Genomic DNA, 395 nt, shown 5'->3' on the forward strand with positions numbered 1-395 from the left:
AATATGGTAAAGGCCGCGGGAAACCAGTGATTGGGTATTCTTTTACTTGGAAGCCTGAAAAGAAAGACGCTAACGACTTCTCACAAGGTCAATTTCAAGATGAACGTCAAAAACTATTTAACATTCAGCATAATGGTGAATTAACAGAACAGGAAAAATGGCGTGCCATTGATAAAGTTAAGGGGTTAACTCTAGGCTCTACTGAGAAACAAGCATTGGCTGATAAACAGGCCGAGCACGATAAAAAAATAAGAGATCAAGCAAGACAAGAAGCACTTGCTGAACTCCGAAAGGGGTTTGGAAATCATGCCTAAAACTATTAGAGAACTTGCTGATGAATTAAAGGTCTCCAAACAAGCCATTCAATATCACTACCAAAGACTACCAGCAAAAAA

2 pseudogenes are annotated in these 395 nt (G+C 39.0%); both read left to right on the forward strand.

The window, feature by feature from the left end:
* Positions 1-314 (forward strand): annotated as a pseudogene (locus JUE67_RS12335) (replication initiation protein); the annotation flags it as partial.
* Positions 307-395, forward strand: a pseudogene (locus JUE67_RS12790) (DUF536 domain-containing protein); the annotation flags it as partial. The pseudogenes JUE67_RS12335 and JUE67_RS12790, both read left to right, overlap by 8 nt.

The sequence above is a fragment of the Lacticaseibacillus mingshuiensis genome, from assembly GCF_016861785.1.
Taxonomy (GTDB): Bacteria; Bacillota; Bacilli; order Lactobacillales; family Lactobacillaceae; genus Lacticaseibacillus; species Lacticaseibacillus mingshuiensis.